The sequence below is a fragment of the Streptomyces sp. NBC_01224 genome, from assembly GCF_036002945.1.
In the GTDB taxonomy this organism is placed as follows: Bacteria; Actinomycetota; Actinomycetes; order Streptomycetales; family Streptomycetaceae; genus Streptomyces.
On sequence record NZ_CP108529.1, the window covers coordinates 1,341,259 to 1,362,755 of the forward strand.

The window sequence follows — 21,497 nt, forward strand, 5'->3', positions numbered from 1 at the left end:
GCGCCTCACGCGGCGAGATCCCGAAGAAGCCGGCGTCGAAGTCACCCGCCTCGTGGAGGAACCCGCCGTGGCGGGTGTACGTCGTGCCGGGGTGCGCCGGGTCGGGGTTGTAGATGCCGTCCAGGTCCCAGCCCCGGTCGGTCGGGAATTCCGAGATGCCGTCGGTGCCGGAGACGAGGAGCTGCCAGAGTTCATCCGGGTTCGCCACCTCTCCCGGGTAACGGCAGCTCATGCCGACGATCGCGATCAGGTCGTCGTCCTTCGTCGGCGCATGGAACTCGGTGGCCGACAGCCTCGACTGCGTACCCGACAGGCCGGGCATTTCGTACTGTGCGGAGAGTTCGGCCGCGAGGAAACGCGCCAGGACGGTCGGCGTCGGATGGTCGAAGACCATGGTGGTCGGCAGCTGCAACCGGGTCTCGGCGACGAGTGCGTTGCGCAGTTCGACGGCGGTCAGCGAGTCGAATCCCAGCTCGCGGAAGGCACGATCGGGCTCGACTCCGTCGGACGAGGCGTGCCCGAGGACGGCGGCTGCCAGGGACCGCACCACGGTGGTCAGCGCGTCGGTGCGCTCGGCCGGGGCCAGTCCGACGAGTCGATTCCAAAGGGGCGAGTCGCCGTCCTCGGCGGAGGCCGTGGCCTCGGGAGCGGACGACGCGAGTGCTTCCCGCACCTCGGCCAGATCGCTGATCAACGGGCGGCTGCGAGCTGCGGTGAACACCGGTACGAACCGTGCCCAGTCCATGTCCGCGACGGTCACCAGAGTGTCGTCCCGGTCGAGCGCCTGCTGCAGGGCCGCGATCGCCGGCTCGGGTGCCATGGTCCGGATACCCAGACGGAGCAACTGCTCGCCTTCTTCGCCTTCGGCCATGCCGCCGCCCGCCCAGGCGCCCCACGCGACCGCGGTCGCCGGGACGCCCCGCGCCCTACGGCGCTGTGCCAGCGCGTCGAGGTGGGCATTGGCGGTCGCGTAACCGCTCTGGCCGCCGCTGCCCCAGACTCCGGCGATGGAGGAGAAGACGACGAAGGCGTCGAGGTCGTGGCCGTCGAGGAGTTCGTCCAGGTGCACAGCGCCTGCGACCTTCGCGGAGATCTCCTCGGCGAGGGTGTCGGCAGTGGCTTCGGACAGCAGGGTCGCGGTGGCGACGCCTGCCGCGTGCACGACTGTCCGGAGAGCGGCGCCCGGGTAGTCGGCCGCCGCGGCGTCGCACGCTTCGATCAGCGCGGCGACGGCTGCGCGGTCGGACACGTCGCAGGCGACGACGGTGGCCTTGGCGCCGAGCTCCTCCAGTTCGGCGACGAGTTCGGCCGCGCCGGGGGCGTCCGGGCCGCGGCGGCTGGTGAGGATGAGGTGCTCGACGCCGTTGCGGGCGAGCCATCGGGCCACGTGGCCGCCCAGGGCACCGGTTCCGCCCGTGATCAGCGCGGTGCCTTGCGGTGTCCATACCGGCCCGACGAGGTCGGGGCGGGTGTCCCGTACGAGACGGCGGACGAACGCTCCCGAGGGCCGCACCGCCACCTGGTCCTCGCTGCCGTCGGCGAGGAGGCCGATCAGCCGGGCGGCCGCACGGTCGTCCAGCGTCTCCGGGAGGTCCATGAGTCCGCCCCAGCGGTGGGCGCACTCCAGGCCGACGACTCGCCCAAGACCCCACAGCGAGGCCTGGACAGCGCTGGCCAGCGGGTCGGAGCGACCGACGGACACGGCACCACGGGTGGCCAGCCACAGCGGGGCGTCGATACCCGTGTCGCCCAGTGCCTGGACGAGCGCCAGCGTCCCTGTCATGCCGGCGGTGACGACCGGGTGGACGGGGGACGGCTGCTCGTCGAGGGCCAGCAGCGAGAGCACGCCGGCCGGCTGTGCGCCCTGCTCGCGTACGTCGTCGAGCAACTGGGCGAGGGAGACCCGATCGGCGGCAGCCGTGTCGGTCTCAACCGGGATCACCCTGGCGCCGTGTGCGGTCAGTGCCTCGACCGTACGAGCGACGAGCGCGCTGTCCATGTATCCGGCGGGCACGACCACCAGCCAGTCGCCCAACAGTCGCGCCGTCGCCGGGAGGGCGACGGGCTTCCACGTGATGCCGTAACGCCATTGGCTCGCAGTGGAGTTGACGCGGCTCTGTCGACGCCAGGCGGAGAGTGCGGGCAGCGCTCCGGCCAGCGCGTCGGAGTCCTCGGGTCGTATCGCGTCGACGAGTGAGGCCAGGTCCTCCCGCTCGATGGCGTCCCAGAACTGTGCCTCCGCCGGTGTGTTGCCCACCACGGCGGTCCCGCTGTCCAGCTTCATGGTGACGTGCGGCCAGTAGCGCTCGCGCTGGAAGGCGTACGTGGGCAGCTCGACCTGGCGTGCCCCGGTACCGGCGAAGTACGCGGCCCAGTCCACGGCCTGTCCGCGCACGTGGAGCTCGGCCAGTGCCGTGACACAGGCCGATGCCTCGGCGCGCCCCTTGCGCAGGGCCGGAACGAACACGCGGCTCTCCGCGTCGGCAATGAGGCAGTCCTGTCCCATGGCCGACAGGACCCCGTCCGGGCCCAGCTCGAGGAATGCCGTCACGCCCTGGTTCTGCAGGGTGCGTATCCCGTCGAGGAACCGGACCGCCCCCCGGACGTGGCGCACCCAGTACTCCGGGGTGCGGATCTCGCGCGACGGCACGACCACGCCGGTGACGTTCGAGATGATGGCGATCTCGGGCTGGTGGAAGGTCAGCGTCTCGGCGACCGTACGGAACTCGTCCAGCATGGCGTCCATGCGCGGCGAGTGGAAGGCGTGGCTGACGCGGAGGCGCTTGGTCTTGCGGCCCTCCGAGCCGAAGTGGGCAGCGATCGCCAGAACCGCGTCCTCGTCACCCGACACCACCGTCGAAGAGGGCCCGTTGAGCGCGGCAATGGACACACCGTCGGTCAGGAGCGGCAGAACCTCCGCCTCGGTCGCCTGGAGCGAGACCATCGCCCCGCCCGCCGGCAACGCCTGCATCAGCCGGCCTCGGGCCGCCACCAGCCTCGCCGCGTCCTCCAGCGACAACACCCCGGCCACATGCGCAGCCGACAACTCACCGATCGAATGCCCCAACAGATAGTCCGGCTTCACACCCCACGCCGACACCAGCCGGAACAACGCCACCTCAAGCGCGAACAGCCCCGCCTGCGTGAACTCCGTCTGATCCAGCAGCTCACCACCGTCAAAGACCACATCCCGCACAGGCCGGTCCAGATGCCGGTCCAACTCCGCACACACCGCATCGAACGCATCCGCGAACACCGGATACGACTCGTACAGCTCACGACCCATACCCGACCGCTGCGCACCCTGACCCGAGAACAACACCGCCAGGCCACCGGGCGCGGTCGTACCACGAACCACCCGCGCCCCGGTGCCGGATGCGGCCAGTTCCCTTACGCCGTCCAGCAGGTCCTCGCGTCCGGCCTCGAGCACCACGGCCCGATGCTCGAGCGCGGCGCGGCCGACAGCAAGGGAGAAGCCGATGTCGAGTGCGCCCGAGGAGGAGGCGCCAACGGTCTCCGTATGCGCCAGCAGGGTGCGCGCCTGTGCCTGCAGCGCCTGGGCGCCGGCGGCGGAGACGAGCCATGGGACGACCGGCGGGACCCAGCCGGGCTCGGCCACGTCGGCGCCTTCGGAGCTGTCCCGCACCGGTGCCTGCTCGACGATGATGTGCGCGTTGGTGCCGCTCACACCGAACGACGACACGCCCGCGCGGCGCGGCTGACCGGTCTCCGGCCAGTCCACCTGCTCGGTCAGCAACTGCACCGCACCCGCCGACCAGTCGACGTGCGGCGTCGGCTCGTCCACGTGCAGGGTCTGCGGGAGCGAGGCATGGCGCAGCGCCATGACCATCTTGATCACACCGGCGACGCCCGAAGCGGCCTGTGCGTGACCGAAGTTGGACTTCATCGACCCCAGCAGCAGCGGGCGGTCCTGCGGGCGGTCCTGGCCGTACGTCTCCACCAGGGCCTGGGCCTCGATGGGGTCGCCCAGCACGGTGCCGGTGCCATGGGCCTCGACGGCGTCGATCTGGGCGGGCGAGAGGGCCGCATTGGCCAGGGCCGCGCGGATGACACGCCGCTGCGAAGGACCGTGGGGTGCCGTCAGGCCGTTGCTCGCACCGTCCTGGTTCACGGCGGAGCCCCGTACGACCGCCAGCACGTGGTGCCCGTTACGGACGGCGTCGGACAGCCGCTCCACGAGGAGCACGCCCACGCCCTCGGCCCAGCCCGTACCGTCGGCTGCCGCCGCGAACGACTTGCAGCGGCCGTCGCCGGCGAGGCCGCCCTGCTGGCTGAACTCGGCGAACGCGCCAGGGTTGTTCATGACGGTCACACCGGCCGCCAAAGCCAGCGAGCACTCGCGCTGGCGCAGCGCCTGAACGGCCAGATGAAGAGCCACGAGCGACGACGAGCACGCGGTGTCGACCGTCACCGCGGGCCCCTCCAGGCCCAGCGAGTACGCGATGCGGCCGGACACGACACTGCCGGCGGTGCCGGTGACGTAATAGCCGTCGACGTTGTCGTCGGACTGGCGCAGGCTCGTTTCGTATCCGGAGCTCTGCGCGCCGACGAAGACACCGGTCTGGGTGGAGTGGAGGGAGGTCGGGGCGATCCCGGCCCGCTCCAGTGCCTTCCACGACTCCTCGAGCAGGATGCGCTGCTGCGGGTCCATGGACAGCGCCTCGCGGGGCGAGATCCCGAAGAACGAGGCGTCGAAGTCGGTGACACCGTCGACGAAGCCGCCCTCGAAGGTCGTCGCGTTGGTGCCGCCCGATTGGTAGAGCCCGTCGAGGTCCCAGCCACGGTCGGTCGGGAACTCTGCCACCGCGTCAGTACCGGACGCGACCAGCCGCCACAGGTCCTCGGGACTCGTCACCCCGCCCGGGTAGCGGCAGCTCATCCCGATGATCGCGATCGGCTCCCTGGCCGCGCCGGTGAGCTGGGTGTTCTCCCTCCGCAACCGGTCGACCTCTTTGAGAGACGCGCGCAGCGCTTCGAGAACCTTGTCACCGGAACTAGCCATCATGAACTCCACACTTCGCGCATCATCAGGAATCGCCGTTGCCCAGAGCCATTTGGATCAGGCTCTCGGCGTCCATCTCGTCGATCGAGTCGTTGTCGTCACCCGCGGGCGAGGGAGCATTGGCTCCGCCGTGTTCCTCCGCGAGCGTCATCAAGGTGTCCAGCAGTCCGGCGGCCCTGAGCCGGTCCAGCGGCACGGTGGCCAGTGCACTGCGCACTACGGCCTCGTCCACGTCGCCGTAAGCGCCGGTGTCCTCCCCGCCGGACCGGCCGGCCTCCGGAAGCAGCCTGCCCCGCAGGTACGTGACGAGGGCGGCGGGCGTCGGGTGGTCGAAGACCAGTGCGGCCGGCAGCCGTAGGCCCGTCGCCTCCGCGAGCTGATTGCGCAGCTCCACCGCGGTCAGCGAGTCGAAACCGAGGTTGCGGAAGGCCCGGTCGGGGCGTACCGCGTTCGGTGTGTCCAGCCGCAACACGGTGGCCGCCCGCTCCTGTACGAGTTCCAGCAGCACGTGGTCCTGCTCCGGCCCCGACAGTTCCCGCATCCGCCGGGTCAACGCATCGGCCGTGTCGGCGCCGTCGGCCTCCGCGGATTCTTCGGTGCTCGTCAGCGCGGCCCTCACTTCGGGCAGATCACCGATGAGCGGGCTCTGCCGCAGGGTCGTGAACGCGGCAGCGAACCGGGACCAGTCCACGTCCACGGTGACGATCGGCGTCTCGTCGTGCTCGATCGCCTGTTGCAGCGCGGCGATCGCCAGGCCCGGCTCCATCGGGGCCAGCCCCAACCGGGTCAGCTGCTCGCCGGTGTCACCGGCGGCCATCCCGCTGTCGGCCCACTGGCCCCATGCCACGGACGTGGCCGCCCAGCCCTGGGCGCGGCGGCGGAGAGCCAGCGCGTCAAGTGCCGCGTTCGCGGTCGCGTACGCGGCCTGGCGCGCGCTGCCCCACACCCCGGCGATGGACGAGAACACGACGAACGCGTCCACCGTTCCGCCGAGCAGTTCGTCCAAGTGAGCGGCGCCCGCCGTTTTACCGGAGAGTACGTCGGCGAAGGCGGCCGGCTCCGTGTCTGCCAGGGCGACGCTGTCGCTGATCCCGGCGGTATGGATGACGCTGCGGACGGGACTGCCCTCCTCGCTCAGTCGTCCGACCAGCGCGGCCACTTGGGCCCGGTCGGCGACATCGCAGGCGACAACGGAAACCTTGGCGCCCAGAGCTGTGAGCTCCGCCTCCAGTTCTGCCGCGCCGGGCGCGGCGATGCCCCGACGGCTGGTCAGGACGAGCCGCTCCGCGCCCCGCCCGGCCAGCCACCTGGCCACATGCCCGCCCAGGGCACCCGTACCGCCGGTGATCAGCACGGTGCCTTCGGCGTTCCACGGGGTGCCGGAGTCCGCTCCGTTCAGGGGCGCGCGCACCAGTCGGCGGCCGAAGACCCCCGCCGGGCGCACAGCCATCTGATCCTCACCGGCCGCGTCGGAGAGGATCCCGCACAGGCTGTCGGTGATGCGTGTGTCGACGCCGTCGTCGGGGAGGTCGATCAGGCCGCCCCAGTTGCCGGGGCGCTCCAGCCCGATGACCCGTCCCATCCCCCACACCTGCGCCTGAGCGACGCTCACAGTGCGGTCGGCGGTGTCACTGACCTGTATGGCGCCCCTGGTGGCGCACCACAGGGGCGCCTGAAGCTCCACGTCGTCGAGCGCCTGTACGAGAGCCAGCGTCGATGTCACGGCGGCGGGGACCGCGGAATGCACGGGGTCGGGGGTCTCATCCACCCCGAGGAACGACAGCACACCCGCCGTTTCGTGGTCGCTCGCGTCGAGGAGCCGGCGGATGCGTCCGGCCAGGGTGTCCCGGTCGGCTTCCCCCTCGGACACCACAAGGGTTGTCACGTGCGCTCCGTGCTGTGTCAGAGCCGCGTCACAAGCGGAGACCGCCGCGTCGTCGCGCAGCGCCTCCGGAATCAGCACGACCCACTGTCCGGAAAGCCGGGAGGACTTCGCCTTGGCCAGCGGGGTCCAGTCGACGCGATAGCGCCAGCCGTCGATCGTGGATCCGTTACGGCGGTCACGCCGCCAGGACGCGAGTGCCGGCATGACCGTCTGCAGGGCCGCCTCGCTCTGCGTCCCGCCCAGGGTGCGTATGAGGGCGTCCAGGTCCTCGCCTTCGACTGCCTGCCAGAACCGCGCCTCATCCGGAGACATCGTGTCCGGGGAAGCCAGGGGTACTCCGGGGGCTTCGGGCCAGTAGTGCCGGCGCTGGAAGGGGTAGGTGGGCAGGTCCAGGTGGGTGGGGGCATGCCCGGCGAACAGGGTCTTCCAGTCGAGGTCGACTCCGTGCGCGTGGGCTTCGGCGAGGGAGGTCATGAAGCGGCGGGACTCGTCCTCGTCCCGGCGCAACGTCCCCAGAGCCACCGCATCACTCCCGGCCGCCTCGAACGTCTCCTGCAACCCGACCGCAAGCACCGGATGCGGACTGACCTCGACGAACACCCCATGCCCGGCACCCAGCAGAACCCGAGTCGTCTCCTCCAGACGCACCGTCCCCCGCAAATTGGTGTACCAGTACTCCGCGTCCATCCCCGCCGTGTCCAACAACCCACCCGTCACCGTCGAATACAACGGCACCCCCGAAGCCCGCGGCACCACCCCCGACAACACATCCAGCAACCGCTCACGAATCCGCTCCACATGAGCACTGTGCGACGCGTAATCAACATCAATACGCTTGGCCCGCACCCCCTCACCCCGGCACACCACCACCAACTCGTCCAACGCATCACCATCACCAGAAACAACCACCGACGACGGCCCATTCACCGCCGCCACCGACAACCGCCCACCCCACCCCGCAAGCCGCGCCTCCACCCGACCCGCCGACTCCGCCACCGACACCATCCCGCCCAGACCCGACAACTCCAAAATCGCCCGACTCCGCAACGCCACCACCCGCGCACCGTCCTCCAAGGACAACCCACCCGCCACACACACCGCCGCGATCTCCCCCTGCGAATGCCCCATCACCGCCCCAGGCACCACACCCGCCGCACGCCACACCTCGGCAAGCGACACCATCACCGCCCACAACACCGGCTGCACCACATCAACCCGATCCAACCCAGGCACACCCGACTCACCACGCAACACACCCAACAACGACCAGTCCGTATACGCCGACAGAGCAGCCGCACACTCCCGGATCCGCTCCGCGAACACCGGCGAGGACTCCATCAACCCCGCAGCCATCCCCACCCACTGCGACCCCTGCCCCGGAAACACGAACACCGGAGCCACCGCACCATCAGCGACACCCCGCACCACACCCGGACCGGAGCGCCCTTCCACCAGGGCACCGAGACCGGCCACCAACTCCTCGCGGCCGGAGGCCGTCACCACCGCACGGTGCTCGAACCGGGAGCGGCTCACCGCCAGTGCGTGCGCGAGATCCCCCATGGACAGCTCCGGTGCGTCCGCCACCGATTCCGCCAGCCGCGCGGCCTGGTCCCGCAGCGCGCCCTCCGACTTCCCGGACAGCACGAACGGCAGCACCGCGTCGGCCGGCAGTCCGGTCTCAACGGGGACTTCTTCGTCCGGCGCCTGCTCAAGAATGACGTGCGCGTTCGTGCCGCTGATCCCGAACGACGACACCGCCGCACGGCGCGCCGCGCCCGTCTCCGGCCAGGCCACCGACTCGGTCAGCAACCGTACGTTCCCTGCCTCCCAGTCGACCTGAGGCGTCGGCTCGTCCACGTGCAGCGTCTGCGGCAGGACCCCGTGCCGCATGGCCAGGACCATCTTGATGATCCCGGCGACACCCGCCGCAGCCTGTGTGTGACCGATGTTCGACTTGACCGACCCGAGCCACAGCGGCCGGCCCTCCGACCGCCCCTGCCCGTACGTCGCCAGCAAGGCCTGCGCCTCGATCGGGTCACCCAGCTTCGTACCCGTACCGTGCGCCTCCACCGCATCCACCTGGGAAGCCGACAGACCGGCATTCGCCAGCGCCTGCCGAATCACCCGCTGCTGCGAAGGACCATTCGGCGCCGTCAGACCATTCGACGCACCGTCCTGATTCACCGCACTGCCCCGCACGACAGCGAGCACCTCGTGCCCGTTCCGCCGCGCATCCGACAGCCGCTCCACCAACAGCATGCCGACACCCTCGCCCCAACCGGTACCGTCGGCGCCCGCGGCGAACGACTTGCAGCGTCCGTCCACCGCGAGTGCTCGCTGCCGGGAGAACTCGACGAAGGTGCCGGGTGTGGCCATGACCGTCACCCCGCCGGCCAGCGCCATCGAGCACTCACCCGACCGCAGCGCCTGAATCGCCCAGTGCAGCGCGACCAGGGACGACGAACACGCCGTGTCCACCGTCACCGCCGGACCCTCCAGGCCCAACGTGTACGACACCCGCCCCGAGGCGACACTGCCCGCAGTGCCCGTGGTGAGGTGCCCCTCAAGGCTCTCGGCGGACGCGGCGGCATACGCCGCGAAGTCGTGGTACATGAGGCCGGTGAAGACGCCTGTGTTACTGCCACGCAGCGAGGCGGGATCGATGGCCGCCGACTCCACCGCTTCCCACGAGGCTTCCAGGAGCAGTCGCTGCTGCGGGTCCATCGCCACCGCCTCACGCGGTGAGATCCCGAAGAACTCAGCGTCGAAGTGGGTGGCGTCGTGTAGGAACCCGCCCTCGCGGGTGTACGACGTACCGGGCCTGTCCGGGTCCGGGTCGAACAGCGCGTTCACGTCCCAGCCTCGGTCGGACGGGATGCCCGTGACCGCGTCACCGGCGGTGGAGAGCAGCCGCCACAGGTCCTTCGGCCCGGACACTCCACCGGGATAGCGGCAGCTCATGCCGACGATCGCGATCGGGTCGTCCGCCGTGGTGCCGGTCGCCCCAACGGCCGTGGTCGACTCGCTGTGCGTGCCGAGGATCTCCGCCCGGATGAAGCCGGCCAGTGCCTCGGGGGTCGGGTAGTCGAAGACGAGCGTCGCCGGCAGTCGCAGGCCCATGACAGCGTTGAGCCGGTTGCGCAGATCCACTGCGGTCAGCGAGTCGAACCCGAGATCGGTGAAGACCTGCCGGGGCTTGATCGCTTCGCTGGAACTGTGGCCCAGGGTGGAGGCGACCTCGTTGCGTACCAACTCAAGTACCCGCGCCTCCTGTTCGGCTGCCTCCAGCCTGAGGAGGGTGCGCGCGAAGGACTGGGAGCGGTCAGTGCCGGCGTCGGCCTTCCGCCGATTCGGCACCCGGACCAGACCCCGCAGCATCAGCGGAGTCATCTCCGGACGTACCCGCAGAGTGGCCGTATCCACCCGGATCGGCACCAGCGCAGCCTCGTCGGTCAATGCCGCGGCCGCGTCGAACAGTTCGAGTCCCTGCTCCGACGACAACGGCAGCAGACCGCCCCTGGCCATCCGCCGCAGATCATCCGCACCCAGCTGCCCGGTCATCTCACTGGCCTGAGCCCACAGCCCCCAAGCCAACGACTGCCCCGCAAGCCCCTCCGCCCGCCGCATCTCGGCCAGAGCATCGAGGAACGCATTCGCCGCCGCATAGTTCGCCTGCCCCGCACCCCCGAACACACCGGCAGCCGAGGAGAACAACGTGAACATCGACAGATCCATGCCACGCGTCAGCTCATGCAAATACCACGCCGCATCAACCTTCGGCCGCAACACCCCAGCCAACCGCTCCGGAGTCAAGGACGACACCACACCATCGTCCAGCACACCCGCCGCATGCACCACACCCACCAACGGGCACTCGGCCTCAACACCCGCCAGCACCTCCGCCAACGCAACACGATCCGCCACATCACACGCGACAAACCGAGCCCGCGCACCCAACTCAGCCAGCTCAGCAACCAGCTCCGTGGCACCCGGAGCATCCGGTCCCCGACGACTCACCAACAACAGATTCCGAACACCACGCTCCACCACCAGATGACGCGCCACCAACCCACCCAGCACACCACCCGCACCCGTCACCAACACCGTGCCCACACCGACCTCGGGAACACTCCCACCAGCACCGACAGCCACCCGCGCCAGCCTCGGCACGAAAACCTCACCCATCCGCACCGCCATCTGCGGCTCACCCGACGCCACCGCAGCCGACACCACGGACTCATCGGCCACATCAACATCCACCAGCACGAACCGGCCCGGATTCTCCGTCTCCGCCGCCCGCACCAGACCCCACACAGCAGCCTGCGCCGGATCCGGCGCACCATCACCGCCGCACACCACCGCGCCCCGAGTCACCACGACCAACCGCGCACCGGCAAACCGCTCACCCGCCAACCACTCCCGCACCAACTCCAAGGCCACGCGGACGATCTCATGCGTACGAGACACCACGTCCCCGGAACGGGAAGCAACATCCACATCCGCGAACGACACCGCCACCACACCCGACACCACATCCCCGGGAACCAGGTCCTCGTACCGGGCAATGCCGGGAACGGACTCTGCGGAGCCGATCGGCTTCGCCGCCCATTCGACCCGGAACATCGCGTCACCGAGCACGTTGTCCGAAGGCTTCAGCTGTTCCGGCCTGATCGGGCGCAGTGCGAGCGTGTCCACGGAGGCGACCGGGTAGCCCGTTCCATCGGCCAGCAGCAGAGAGGCTCCCGACCGTACGCGCCGGATCCTGACCCTCAGCGCGCGGGCGCCGACCGCGCTCAGCGAGACACCGCTCCAAGCGAACGGCAGCTCGACGGCGCCCGGCTCACCTCCGGCGTCACGCGCCACCGACCAGCCCATGGCATGCAGTGCCGCGTCCAGCAGAGCGGGGTGCACCCCGAATCCCTCGACGTCGGCCTCGTCCGGCAGCGCCACCTCCGCGTACACGTCGTCACCCTGACGCCAGGCAGCCCGCAGCCCTTGGAACAGCGGACCGTACCCGTAGCCGGCCTCGGTGAGAGACTCGTAGAGGGTGTCGACGGCGAGCGCCTGTGCCCCGGCCGGCGGCCACTCACTCAGACCGTCCGCCACCGGCACTTCCGCACGTGTCGCCGTGCCGGAGGCGTGCAGGGTCCACACGTCCTCCGGTGCGTCGGCGGGTGCCGCGTAGATGTGCACAGTGCTGCGGTCCGAGGCGTCGGGCAGGGTGGCCGTCACTTGGATCACGACCGCGCCGGAATCCGGGACGACCAGCGGCGCCTCTATCGTCAGCTCTTCCAACAACTCACATCCGACCTGGTCGGCGGCGTGCAGCGCCAGGTCGACGAAGGCCGTGCCCGGCAGCAGCACCGAACCCAGAACGACGTGGTCGGCGAGCCACGGGTGCGTCTCGACCGACAGCCTGCCCGTCATCACCACGCCGTCGGAGTCGGCCAGCCTGATCGCCCCGGAGAGCAGGGCGTGCCCGCCGGGCCGCATTCCGGTCACCGAGATGTCGCGGCCTTGTCCGGGTACCGACTTCAGCCAGTAGTGCTGATGCTGGAAGGGGTACGTCGGCAGATCGACACGCTGCACGTCGGTGCCTTCGAACAGAGCCCGCCAGCCCAGCTCGACCCCGTGCGCATGTGCCTCGGCCAGCGAGGTCATGAAACGCCGGGATTCGTCCTCGTCACGGCGCAGCGTGCCCAGGGCCACCGCCTCGCAACCAGCGGCAGCGAACGTCTCCTGCAGCCCCACGGCCAGCACCGGATGCGGGCTGACCTCGACGAACACACCGTGCCCCGAACTCAGCAGCGCCCGGGTCGTCTTCTCCAGGAGGACCGTCCGGCGCAGATTCGTGTACCAGTACTCGGCGTCCATGCCCGTGGTGTCCAGAAGTTCCCCGGTCACGGTGGAGTACAACGGCACCTGCGAGGAGCGCGGTTCGAGGTCCGACAGCACCTCCAGCAACCGCTCCCGGATCCGCTCCACGTGCACACTGTGCGACGCGTAGTCGACGTCGATGCGCTTGGCGCGGACCCCTTCGGCCCTGCAGGCCTCCCGGAACTCGTCCAGTGCGTCGGCGTCGCCGGAGACCACGGCGGAGGACGGCCCGTTGACCGCCGCAACCGACAGCCGTCCGTCCCACCGGGTGAGCCGGTCACCGATCAGGTCAGCGGACTCCGCCACGGCCATCATGCCGCCCAGACCCGACAGTTCCAGCAACACCTTGCTCCGCAGCGCCACCACCCGCGCTCCGTCCCGCAGAGTCAGCCCACCGGCGACACATGCCGCGGCGACCTCGCCCTGCGAGTGACCGACGACCGCGGACGGCTCGACACCCGCCGCGCGCCACACCTCGGCGAGCGACACCATCACGGCCCACAGCGCGGGCTGGACGACATCGACCCGGTCGAGCCCGGGCGCGTCCGGTTCACCGCGCAGCACGTCGAGCAGCGACCAGTCGGTGTACTCCGACAACGCGGTCGCGCACTCCCGGAGCCGTTCGGCGAACACGGCCGACGACTCCATCAGCCCCGCGGCCATGCCCACCCACTGCGCACCCTGCCCCGGGAACACGAACACCGCGCGCGCCTCGCCGTCCGCGACGCCCTGCACCACACCCGGCGCCGAGCGTCCGTCCGCCAGCGCGTCCAGACCCGACCGGAGTTCCTCGACGTCTCCGGCAACCAGCAGCGCACGATGCGTGAACCTGGTACGGGCAGTGGCCAACGACCACGCCACATCCCTCAGGGGCAGACCGGGCTCCCGGTCCAGCAGACCGGTCAGCCGAGCCGCCTGTTCCGCCACCGCGCCGGGCGACTTCCCGGACAGCACGAACGGCAGCGCCGCACCGCTCAGCGGCGAGACCCCGTCCGCCGGCGTCCCCGGCACGTCCTCGACGGGCGCCTGCTCAAGAATGACGTGTGCGTTCGTACCGCTGATCCCGAACGACGACACACCGGCCCGACGCGGCTCGTCCTTCACGGGCCACGCCACCGACTCGGCCAGGAGCTCAACGGCCCCGGCCGACCAGTCGACTTGGGAGGACGGGCTCTCCAGGTGCAGGGTCTGCGGCAGCACACCGTGGCGCATCGCCATCACCATCTTGATGACCCCGGCCACACCCGCGGCAGCCTGCGCGTGACCGATGTTCGACTTCAGCGAGCCCAGCAGGAGGGGGCGGTCGTCCGGCCGGCCCTGCCCGTAGGTCGCGAGCAGCGCCTGCGCCTCGATCGGGTCACCCAGCCGGGTCCCCGTGCCGTGTGCCTCCACGGCGTCCACCTGTGCCGGCTCCAGACCGGCGTTGGCCAGTGCCTGGCGGATCACCCGCTGCTGCGACGGACCGTTCGGCGCCGTCAGACCATTCGACGCACCGTCCTGATTCACCGCAGAGCCCCGGACCACCGCCAGGACCTGATGGCCGTTGCGCCGCGCGTCCGAGAGCCGTTCGAGGAGCAGCAGTCCGGCGCCCTCGGACCACGCGGTGCCGTCCGCGTTGTCGGAGAACGCCTTGCAGCGGGCGTTCGCGGCGAGGCCGCCGTGCCCGCCGAACTCGGCGAAGATCCCTTCGTCGGCCATGATCATGACGCCGCCGGCCAGGGCCATGGAGCACTCGCCCGACCGCAGCGCCTGCGTGGCGAGGTGCAGGGCCACCAGCGAGGAGGAGCACGCCGTGTCGACCGACACCGCGGGCCCTTCCAGTCCGAAGGTGTACGCCACCCGCCCGGAGACAACACTGCCGGCGGTGCCGGTCAGCACGTGTCCGGCGACACCCTCGGGGAGCTGGTCCAGAGACGTTGCGTATCCGGAGGTGGACGTCCCGGCGAAGACGCCGGTGCGGCTGCCGCGTACGGACGAGGGGGCGATGCCGGCCCGCTCGAACGTTTCCCAGGCCGCCTCGAGCAGCAGCCGCTGCTGCGGGTCCATCGCCAGCGCCTCACGCGGCGAGATCCCGAAGAACGCGGCGTCGAACTCGCCCGCGTCGTGGACGAACCCGCCTTCGTGGGGCAGTCCGGCGGTGTCGGAGCCGTCGTGGGACGGCAGCCGCCAGCCCCGGTCGGTGGGGAAGGCGGAGATGCCGTCGGTGCCGGTGGCGACGAGGTTCCACAGGTCCTCGGGCGAGTTGACACCGCCCGGGTAACGGCAGCTCATGGCCACGATCGCGATCGGTTCATCGGTGTCCGCCGCTCCGGCCCGTACGGCGGAATCGGCGAGCGTGGGTGATCCGGGTGCTTCGACCAGCGCGCTGTGCAGGTGGGCAGCCATCACGGCCGGAGTCGGGTAGTCGAAGATCAGCGATGCGGGAAGCCGCAGTCCGGTCGCCGCACCCAGGCGGTTGCGGAGTTCGACGGCGGTCAGGGAGTCGAAACCGAGCTCCTTGAACGCCCGGCCGGGGCGTACGGCGTCCGCGTCGGAGTGTCCGAGAACAGCGGCCGCCTGCATGCTGACGAGTTCCACGAGCATCTGCGTCTGCTCGGACTCGTCCAGTCCCCTCAGCCGCTCGGTGAGCGTCGAGGCCTCGATGGCCGCCGAAGCCGCGCTGCGCCTGCTGGACCTGCGGCCACCGAGTCCCAGCCCCTTGAACAGGGACGGCTCCTCGGCCCGGCCGCGCAGAGACGTGGCGTCCAGCTTCATCGGTACGAGAACGGCGTCGTCGACGGCCAGTGCGGCGTCGAACAGTGCCGCGCCCTCCTGCGCCGACAGGGTGATCAGTCCGCCTCGGCTGCTGCGGCCGGCGCTCGTCCCGCGGAGCCGGTCGATCATGCCGCCGGCCTGTTCCCACGGGCCCCAGGCGAGGGAGGTCGCCGCGAGCCCCTGCTTCCGTCTGGCCTGGGCCAGCGAGTCGAGGAAGACGTTCGCGGCCGCGTAGTTGCCCTGGCCGGGCGCCCCCAGCAGGCCGGAGGTGGAGGAGAACAGGGCGAACATCGGCAGGTCCAGATCGCGGGTCAGCCGGTGCAGATGCCAGGCGGCATCCGCCTTGGGCCGCAGCACCGCGTCCAGCCGATCGCTGGTGAGCGAGGGGATGATGCCGTCGTCGAGTACCCCCGCCGCATGGACCACGGCGGTCAGCGGGTGCGCGTCGTCGATGGCGGCCAGGAGTGCGGCGAGTGCGTCGGCGTCGGAGACATCGCAGGCCGCCAGGGTGACGGTAGTGGCGCCGAGCGCGGTGAGTTCGGCGGCGAGTTCCTGCGCGCCCGGTGCGTCGGGCCCGCTCCGGCCGGCCAGAACCAGGTGCCGGGCGCCGTGCGTGGCGACGAGGTGCCGGGCGAGTACGCCGCCGAGCGAGCCGGTGCCACCGGTGAGGAGTACGGTGCCGTCGCGGTCGAGCGGCTGCGGGACCGTGAGCACGACCTTGCCGATGTGCCGGGCCTGGCTGAGGAAGCGGAAGGCCTCCGGTGCCCGGCGTACGTCCCAGGTCCGCACCGGTAGGGGACGCAGCGCCCCGCTCTCGAACAGCGCGACCACCTCGGCCAGCATCCGGCCGATCCGCTCGGGACCCGCCTGGATGACGTCGAATGCCTGGTAGGCGACCCCGGGGTGGGCATGTGCGACCGCTTCGGGGTCGCGCACGTCGGCCTTGCCCATTTCCACGAACCGTCCGCCGCGGGGGAGCAGCCGCAGCGAGGCGTCCACGAACGGCCCGGCGAGGGAGTCCAGGACCACGTCCACGCCACGTCCGTCAGTGGCGGCGCGGAACTGCTCCTCGAATTCCACCGTGCGCGAGGACGCGATGTGATCGTCGTGGAGGCCGAGTTCCCGCAGGGTGTCCCACTTGCCGGGACCGGCCGTTCCGAAGACCTCGGCGCCGAGGTGGCGCGCCAACTGCGTGGCCGCCATGCCCACACCGCCCGCTGCGGCGTGCACAAGGACCGACTCGCCCGGCTGGAGTGCAGCCAGGTCGACGAGACCGTAATAGGCGGTGAGGAACACGATGGGCACCGAGGCGGCCTCGGTGAACGACCACCCGTCGGGAATCCTCGCGACCATGCGGTGGTCGGTCACCGCGGTGGGACCGAATCCGCCGCTCAGCAGGCCCATCACCCGGTCACCGGGCGTGATCCCGGTGACGCCGGGGCCGGTCTCCAGCACGACACCGGCACCCTCGATGCCCATCGTGGCCTGTCCCGGATACATGTCGAGGGCGATCAGCACGTCGCGGAAGTTGAGCCCTGCCGCTCGCACGGCCACGCGTATCTGACCGGTTTCGAGCTCGTCGAGCGCTTCCGGGTGGGGCAGCAGCCTCAGTCCGTCGAGCGTTCCCTTGCTCGCGCTGTCGAGTCGCCAGGTCGTTCCGTCCCCAGGCGGCAGCAGGGTGCCGTCCTGCCCGGACCGTACGAAGCGGAGGGCGTGGAGCACTCCGTCGCGTACGGCCAGCTGCGGCTCGCCGCTGGCGATGGCGCGACGTACGACACCGACGTCGGGCCCCGCCGTCTCGTCCAGATCCAGCAGGACGAAACGCTGCGGGTTCTCCGCCTGGGCCGACCGCAGCAAGCCCCACACCGGGGCGGCGGACAGGTCGGGCATGCTGCTGGTGTCGCCGTCCGTGTCGACGGCGCGACGGGTGACGACGATCAGCCGGGACGCGTCGAAGCGCGGATCGGCCAGCCATTCCTGCAGAAGGGCGAGGGTACGGTGCGCTGCGCGGTGCGCGGCTCCGAGGACGTCGGCGTCCCCGGCCGTGCTGTCGGTGGTGTCGATCAGTACGACGTCCGGGGCGGCGGCTCCCGCGTCGAGGGCGGCGCTCAGCGCGGTCACGTCCGCGAACGTGTCGCAGCCGTCGAGGCCCGGTCCGGTCCCGTCGGCTGTCAGCACGGCCCACGACTGCGCCTCGCCACCCGGCTCGGGCGAGGGCCCGTCTTCGGCGATCTGGACCCAGCTCAGCTGGAACAGCGAGTCCGTGGTGGCCCGGAGCCGGTCGTCGAACTGGTCGGCGGACACCTCGCGCAGTGTCAACGCGTCGATCTTCGCGACGAGTTGTCCGGCGGCATCGGCCAGGACGAGTGACATCGTGCTGTCGCGGCCCGTGGACGCAATCCGCATCCGCAGCGTGGTGGACCCGGTGGCGCGGAGGAACACCCCGTTCCAGGAGAACGGCAGCCAGCCGCGCCGCTCGGCGCTCGCCGGGTCCTCCGGCCCGCCGTTGCCCAGAAGGCCGCCCACAGCGAGAGAGTGGAGAGCGGAGTCGAGCAGCGCGGGGTGCACACCGAACCCGGCGACGTCGAGGTCGGCCACCGCCACTTCGGCGAAGACCTCCTCACCACGGCGCCAGACCCGCTGCAGCCCCCGGAAGGCCGGCCCGTAGCCGAAGCCTTGGACGGCGAGTTGTTCGTACAGGCCCTCGACACCGATCTCGGTCGCGTCGCGCGGCGGCCAAGCCCGCAGGGACTCCCGTACCGAGGATTCGGCGGCGGACTCGACAGTCGCGTCGACCGGTGCGAGCAGGCCGGTGGCGTGCTGGGTCCAGTCGTTCTCCTCACCGTCGGCCTCACCGGGGCGTGAGTGCACGCTGATGGGCCTACGCCCGTCGGCCTCAGGGGTGCCCACGACAACCTGCAGGTGGACGCCTGCCGACTCGTGAAGCACCAGCGGTGCCTGCAGGGTCAGTTCGTCCACGAGTTCGCAGCCGACGTGCTCGCCCGCGTGCAGGGCCAGGTCGACGAAGGCCGTGCCAGGCAGCAGGACCGAGCCCATGACGGCATGGTCGGCCAGCCACGGCTGCGTCTGCAGCGACAGACGCCCGGTGAACAGGAACTCATCGGTGTGCGCCAGCCCCACCGCAGCGGCGAGCAGCGGATGATCACCGGTGCGCAGCCCGAGCCCGGTCACGTCCCCGGTCCGGGGCCAGGTGTTCTTCGGCCAGTAGCGCTGCCGCTGGAAGGCGTACGTGGGCAGGTCGACGCGGCGGGCGCCGGTGCCGGCGAAGTACGCGGCCCAGTCGACGGACGTACCGCGTACGTGGAGTTCGGCAAGGGCGGTCACGAGCGTCAGCGCCTCGTCACGGTCCCTGCGCAGAGCCGGTACGAACGCCGAGTCCTCGACACAGTCCTGCCCCATCGCGGACAGCACACCGTCCGGACCCAGCTCCAGGAACGTGGCCACACCCTGGTCCTGGAGGGCACGCATCCCGTCCAGGAAACGCACCGCCTCACGGACATGCCGCACCCAGTAGTCCGCCGAGCAGATCTCCTCGTCCGACACGACCCGACCGGACACGTTCGAGACGATGGCGATCTGCGGAGCGTTGAAGGTGAGTCCCTCGGCGACCGCACGGAACTCATCCAGCATCGCGTCCATGCGCGGCGAATGGAAGGCGTGGCTGACGCGGAGGCGCTTGGTCTTTCGGCCCTCCGCCCCGAAATGCGCGGCGATCGCCAGAACCGCGTCCTCATCACCCGACACCACCGTCGAAGACGGCCCGTTGAGCGCGGCAATCGACACACCGTCGGTCAGCAGCGGAAGGACTTCGTCCTCCGTCGCCTGGAGCGAGACCATCGCCCCGCCCGCCGGCAATGCCTGCATGAGCCGGCCCCGGGCCGCCACCAGCCTCGCCGCGTCCTCCAGCGACAGCACCCCGGCCACATGCGCAGCCGACAACTCACCGATCGAATGCCCCAGCAGATAGTCCGGCTTCACACCCCACGCCGACACCAACCGGAACAACGCCACCTCAAGCGCAAACAGCCCCGCCTGCGTGAACTCCGTCTGATCCAGCAGCTCACCACCCTCGAACACCACCTCACGGACCGGCCGATCCAGATGCCGGTCCAACTCCGCACACACCACATCAAACGCATCCGCGAACACCGGATACGACTCGTACAACTCACGGCCCATACCCGACCGCTGCGCACCCTGACCCGAGAACAACACCGCGATCGGGTTGTCGTCGACCGCCGTGGCGGTGACCACGTCGGCGGCTCGCGGGTCGTCGGCCAGCGCCGCGGCTTGGCGGAGGAGGCTTTCCGGGTTCGCGCCGAGGAGTACTGCCCGGCTTTCCATCGCGGTCCTGGCCACGGCGAGGGAGTATCCGAGGTCGACTGCGCTGTGGGCCGTTTCGGGCTGGAAAGCCAGCAGGCGCGCGGCTTGTTCGGCGAGCGCCGGCGAGGACTTGGCGGACAGGATCCACGGAACGACCGGGAGCACGGCGGTCGCCGTCTCGGCCTGCTCGTCCGCTTCCTGGGGCTGTTCCAGGATGACGTGCGCGTTGGTGCCGCTCATCCCGAACGATGACACGCCCGCCCGTCGCGGCTGTCCCGTCTCGGGCCAGGTCACCGACTCCGTCAGCAGTTCGACGCCTCCCGCCGACCAGTCCACATGGGACGAAGGCTCGTCGACGTGCAGGGTCTGCGGCAGCACACCGTGCTGCATCGCCATCACCATCTTGATCACGCCGGCCACACCGGCAGCACCCGCGGTGTGACCGATGTTCGACTTGAGCGATCCCAGCCGCAGCGGCCGGTGCTCGGGCCGGTCCTGGCCGTAGGTGGCCAGCAACGACTGTGCTTCGATCGGGTCGCCCAGCCGGGTCCCCGTGCCATGGGCCTCCACCGCGTCCACGTCGGCCGGGGACAGACCGGCGTCGGCCAGCGCCTGCCGGATCACCCGCTGCTGCGAAGGGCCGTGGGGGACAGTGAGACCGCTGCTCGCACCGTCCTGGTTGATCGCGGAGCCGCGGATGACGGCCAGGACCTGATGCCCGTTGCGGCGGGCGTCCGAGAGCCTCTCGACCAGCAACATGCCGATGCCTTCGCCCCAGCCGGTGCCGTCGGCCGCGTCGGCGAACGCCTTGCACCGGCCGTCGGACGCCAGACCACGCTGCCGGGAGAACTCCAGGAAGGCCCCCGGAGTGGACATCACCGACGCCCCACCCACCAGCGCCATGGAGCACTCCCCCTGGCGCAACGCCTGAGCAGCCCAGTGCAGGGCCACCAACGACGACGAGCACGCCGTGTCGACGGTCGCGGCAGGCCCCTGGAAACCGAGGGCATAGGCGATCCGGCCGGACATGACGCTCGCGGAGTTTCCGATGGCGAGGTAACCACCGAGCTCCGCCGTGTCGTTGTGCAGCAGCCCGGCGTAATCCTGGGCATTGGAACCGATGAACACGCCGGTGCTGCTGCCGTGCAGCGAAGCCGGGTCGATACCGGCCCGCTCCAGTGCCTCCCAAGCAGTCTCGAGAAGCAGTCGCTGCTGGGGGTCCATCGCCAGTGCCTCACGCGGCGAGATCCCGAAGAACTCGGCGTCGAAGTCCCCGACGGAACTCAGAAAGCCGCCCTGGTCGGCGTAGGTCGTGCCGGGATGGTCCGGATCGGGGTGGTAGAGCCCGTCCGTGTCCCAGCCACGGTCCGACGGGAAGCCCGCGATCGCGTCCGAGCCGTCGGCGACCAACTGCCACAACTCTTCGGGCGAGCGGACATCGCCGGGGAACCGGCAGCTCATGCCGACGATGGCGATCGGCTCCTGGCCCTCGGACTCGACCTCGTGGAGCCGCTGCTTCGTCTGCCGAAGCTCAGCGGTCATCCACTTCAGGTGATCCAGGAGTTTCTCTTCACTCGCCATCGGAAACAGCACCGCCCCTTGAGAAAGCCATGA

The 21,497-nt window shown here is 70.5% G+C and carries 2 protein-coding genes (1 of these 2 running past the window's edge); both read right to left on the reverse strand.

What is annotated here, in order from left to right:
• On the reverse strand, nt 1-5,023 hold the start of the coding sequence (locus OG609_RS05495; protein WP_327271747.1) for a type I polyketide synthase. Its footprint begins 24,452 nt before the window's first position; 5,023 of the gene's 29,475 nt are visible here — the first part of the coding sequence; the start codon lies at nt 5,021-5,023; its stop codon lies beyond the left edge, outside the window.
• A 25-nt stretch (nt 5,024-5,048) separates the two neighbouring features.
• A complete protein-coding gene (locus OG609_RS05500) occupies nt 5,049-21,476 on the reverse strand; it encodes a type I polyketide synthase (protein ID WP_442817940.1) in 16,428 nt (5,475 codons plus the stop codon).
• Between the last annotated feature and the right edge of the window lie 21 nt (nt 21,477-21,497).